5 protein-coding genes are annotated in these 3,924 nt (G+C 33.2%); all 5 read right to left on the bottom strand.

The genetic code is table 11. The features are described 5' to 3' along the window. Positions 1–356 (bottom strand): PEP/pyruvate-binding domain-containing protein (locus ABZA26_RS09570; RefSeq protein ID WP_372714299.1); only part of this gene is annotated, 356 nt, incomplete at its 3' end. Between the two features lie 11 nt (positions 357–367). Next, a complete protein-coding gene (locus ABZA26_RS09565) occupies positions 368–826 on the bottom strand; it encodes a pyridoxamine 5'-phosphate oxidase family protein (RefSeq protein ID WP_372714298.1) in 459 nt (152 codons plus the stop codon). Between the two features lie 45 nt (positions 827–871). Next, positions 872–1,420 carry a hypothetical protein gene (locus ABZA26_RS09560; RefSeq protein ID WP_372714297.1) on the bottom strand — a complete coding sequence of 183 codons (549 nt, stop codon included), beginning with the start codon at positions 1,418–1,420 and terminating at the stop codon, positions 872–874. A 105-nt stretch (positions 1,421–1,525) separates the two neighbouring features. After that, positions 1,526–2,377 carry a helix-turn-helix transcriptional regulator gene (locus ABZA26_RS09555; protein ID WP_372714296.1) on the bottom strand — a complete coding sequence of 284 codons (852 nt, stop codon included), beginning with the start codon at positions 2,375–2,377 and terminating at the stop codon, positions 1,526–1,528. Between the two features lie 697 nt (positions 2,378–3,074). Further along, entirely contained in the window at positions 3,075–3,584 is a 510-nt protein-coding gene (locus ABZA26_RS09550) for a hypothetical protein (protein WP_372714295.1), read from the bottom strand. Positions 3,585–3,924 lie beyond the last annotated feature (340 nt).

Here is a 3,924-nt window from a genome sequence, read left to right as displayed (position 1 = left end):
TCTCCGGGAGCAGATGATCTCACTACCACAGGGATTTCATCATATTCAGCCAGGCCATGCTGAAGTTCTCTGTAAACCTTTTCCGGGATTTCTGTTCTCAGAAACAGATTTCTTATACGAAGAGATGTGTCCCAAAGCTCCTCCCACCTCATTGCAGAGAGCTCTCTTCTTGCCAGTTCCATTTTTATTTTATCGATGAGTCCTGTTTCATTTAAAAATTTTCTGTAGAGGTCTTCAGTAAGGGATATACCTTCTGGGATAAGGTACCCCAGGGAATTTAGTCTCGAAAGATTGTAGGCTTTTTCTCCCACCTTAGGAAGATTTTTTTCTTTGATTTTTTTTATTGGGATTATCATATCACACCTCCCTAAGACTTTTCGTCAAACTCAAGGACAGAAACATTTTGGAACCTTTCCACCACGTCATACCGATTTATATCTACAGAGACTACAGAGCATCCTTTGGAAATGGCAAATTCCTCCATTTGGGGATGCTTTGAAATGAAAGTCTTCAGCAGTTTTTCTTTTTCCTCTCCAGAGCTGTCTCTGGATTTCCCGGTTATTGTGATTCCCACAGCTTGGGTGATGTCTACCTTTTGATTTTCGCTGTTTTCTATCATGAGAGATACCATGTTGTTCTCTGACAAATATTGAAATTTTCTTGTATCCCGAGGCGTTATGAAAATAAGTTTTTTAAGATCTTCTGTGAGAGCAAAAGCCACAAGACTGGTGTAGGGCTGGTTTTCATAAGATGTTGCAAGGACTGCAAAAAGCTGTCTGGAGCTCACTTTACTTATGAGCTTTTTCAACTCTTTTATATTTTTCATAGCTGATCTCCTTTGCATATATACGTATTTTATTTGGGTTAAATATCAAATTTTTATAAGAAAAATTTTCCCCTTTCTGCTGTAAAGGCGGTTGTCACTCTGAGTAGTGTAGGTCTCGATTTCCTTTCCCAGTCTGGCATAAAGAGAGAATGCCTTGAGGTGTGAGGATTTTATGAATATCTCCTCTATACCCTTTTCCCTGTAATATGGGATCACGACATTACGCAGCCATTCCTCTCCCACGCCCCTTGTTTCTGGAATTATGTGAAAGTAACTGATAATGATGCTCTTTCCCTCCTGGAATTGGTAGGGCAGGTTTACTTTAAAAAGCTGATTTAGATCGACCTTTCCTCCAGTGACAAATATTACTCCTAGGATTTTAGAATCATTTTTTATAAAATGTGTCTCAATCCATATATCACGTGATTCTCTGACGCTTTCTATAAATTTGCAGCAATGGGATACTTCATTGTAGTCGTCCCACTTGTTTCTGATTTTCCACAATACATTTTTGGCTATAGGCTCGAGATACTTAGGGCTAAATCCTTTTTCTACAAAATACTCAAGACTGTCATTTTTTTTCAATAGTTCCAATTTCACCAGACTCCTTTTTAGTAATTATTATAAATTAATTATAGTACTATTTTGAAATTATCACATTAAAAAACCCTCTATCTTCTAGAGGGCTTTCTGTGATTTCTAATATTTTCCTTCTTTGTTAAGTGATATCTGATACTGTTTTGGAGTCAGACCGTATTTTTTCTTGAAAAGTTTTATAAAATAGGAGATGTTTTCGTATCCCAGATCAAAGGAGGTTTCTGTTACACTTTTTATTTTGAGAAGTTCCTTTGAATATTCCAGTTTTTTGTCCCTGATATATTCGTTTGGGTTGCCCCCTGTATTTTTTTTAAACATATGTGAAAAATTGGACTCTGACATATACAGAGACTCTGCCAGTTCTTTCACAGAGATATTATTTGTTATATTTTCATCTATAAATTTTATAGATTTAGAAACAGGGTGAGACTCATTTGGGTATAGGAGATTATGAGTAGAATCATCCTGTATTAGGTCATAGACTAATTTTTGGACATAGAGATCTATGAGAAATTTTTTGTTGTTGTTTTTTTCTCTGCTGGTTACAAAAAGATTCCATATATCCTCGGAAATTTCATTTCTGTTATTACCCAGAATATATTTGTCTTTATGGTTCAGATTTTTTTTTGAAGACTTTAGTATATCTGTTTTTTTTAGGACTGTTTCTATGAGACTGTTATTAAATTCAAAGGCCAGAGCCTTGGTATTTTTTGTGATATCCATATGAACATGGGAGTCAGAAGGGAGGAGGAGAAAGTTATCCCTGTTATAGATAAGGGTCTTGTCAGAGTTCAGAGTTACCTTTATCTCTCCCTCTATAATGCTACAGAACCTGGGAAAGTTAAAAGTTCTGTATTCTCCTGAGTAATCTTTGTCTAAATGGTAATAGAGTATTTTTACAAATTCTGTTTCAAGGCCTCCGTTACCTTTCAGATCATTTTTAAAGGGAACCATATTAATCACCTGCTTAATTTGTTAAAATTATAACTATATTTCAAAATAAGAGTAGTTTTTACAAAAATATGTTAGTTTTTAATTCTCTGATTTAATATAATTAATGAGTAAAATATACTTTATATTTACTATTGTGTCAATGAGAAAACATTACCAATTAAAAATTAAAGATATTTTTATCACGAATACTCCTAAAGTATATCAAAAAATAAACCTGGTAAAAAAATTCCGATTATATGTAGTAATCGGTCCCTAATATTTTTTACCTTGTTTACTGTATCGAAGGCACCCAGTCATAGAAATCTGATTTTTTTAGCTGCTGTGTTTAATAGGAATTTTGGAAATATGTAGGCATGTTTTACCGCTGAGGAATATGGGATCGGATACCTTTAAATCAGGTTAAAATTTTTAAAACCCTTCCAATAAAAAATGTTGATAATGTTTGTGTTAGAATAGTCCGTAATCCTCCGGAAAGCAATTATTTCTTAAAGTAAATTTTAAATACACCTAAGCAGCCGTAACGAAATCAATCAGAGCACTTCAGTGATTATTCAGATAAATCAGCCGTCACCAGCTGATTTTGAGAAAGTTGGGAAAAATCTGACATCAATAAAAAAACAGCTCTACACTGGCTGTTTTTTTATTGTCTATGAAAAAAAATAAAAATGACTATAAAAAGAGTCCAAATTTGGAAGTATTATTTTTTCTCTGAATAAATATTTAAAAGGACAAAATCCTTTTCATCCATAACTTTTATGTTGAAACTGTTTGATATTTTTGTAAATTCATGGGATTCAATGAGTCTTTCTTTTATGGTAAATGCACTTTCCTTGGGAGTATTGAATAAGACCATTATAAATCCAACAGAGGGGATATACCCCAGGATATCTTCGTATCTTATATTTTCAAGCATGAGGATACCTAAGTTTTCTATATTTTCTATGTTCATGCATGGAGTAAGTTTTTCAAAGAGAATGTAGTTCATAGGTAGGGAATGTCTCTCTGATTTAAAGCGCTCTTTGAGAATAAGATCTTTTAAAATATCCCCTTCGTAAATTCTCCTGTCCCCTATAAATGAACTATTGGGACTTTCTAAAAGTTTAAAGATCTCCTCCTTTACCTTCCATTTCATTTTTTCAAAAACCTTATCATCAGAAATAATAATGCTTTCATAGAGTGATAGTAGTTCGTCTGCTTTTTTCTTCATCAGTTTCTCTCCAAGGTAGAATATTCTTAACAGCCATTTTACCTTATTTTTTATAAAAAATCCATTTTTTATAAGGGGTTAAATTAACCATGCATACTAATGTCTATGGCAGTGAATCTACTACACCCAATCAAGAATAGTTTTCATGGTATCTTCAAAGAAAGGATTAAAAGGGCTGTATTTTTTTTAATATAAAAAAACAGGATATTTACTGTGTTTTGAATTTTAACGGGCGTGTTCAGATAAATGTTAAAAAAAAACCCACATAAAAATATTGACAAGATGTTCTAAAAGTGGTAAAAATGTATTAGAGTGTGGTATCGATACCACAAGAGGTGAT

Source organism: Ilyobacter sp. (assembly GCF_041583315.1).
GTDB lineage: Bacteria > Fusobacteriota > Fusobacteriia > Fusobacteriales > Fusobacteriaceae > Ilyobacter.
This window is presented reverse-complemented; position numbering and strand designations above follow the sequence as displayed.

Bases quoted from the DNA above. Each gene is read 5' to 3' on its own strand.
- ABZA26_RS09565 (WP_372714298.1), bottom strand. From the start codon at position 826: ATGAAAAATATAAAAGAGTTGAAAAAGCTCATAAGTAAAGTGAGCTCC.
- ABZA26_RS09555 (WP_372714296.1), bottom strand. From the start codon at position 2,377: ATGGTTCCCTTTAAAAATGATCTGAAAGGTAACGGAGGCCTTGAAACA.
- ABZA26_RS09550 (WP_372714295.1), bottom strand. From the start codon at position 3,584: ATGAAGAAAAAAGCAGACGAACTACTATCACTCTATGAAAGCATTATT.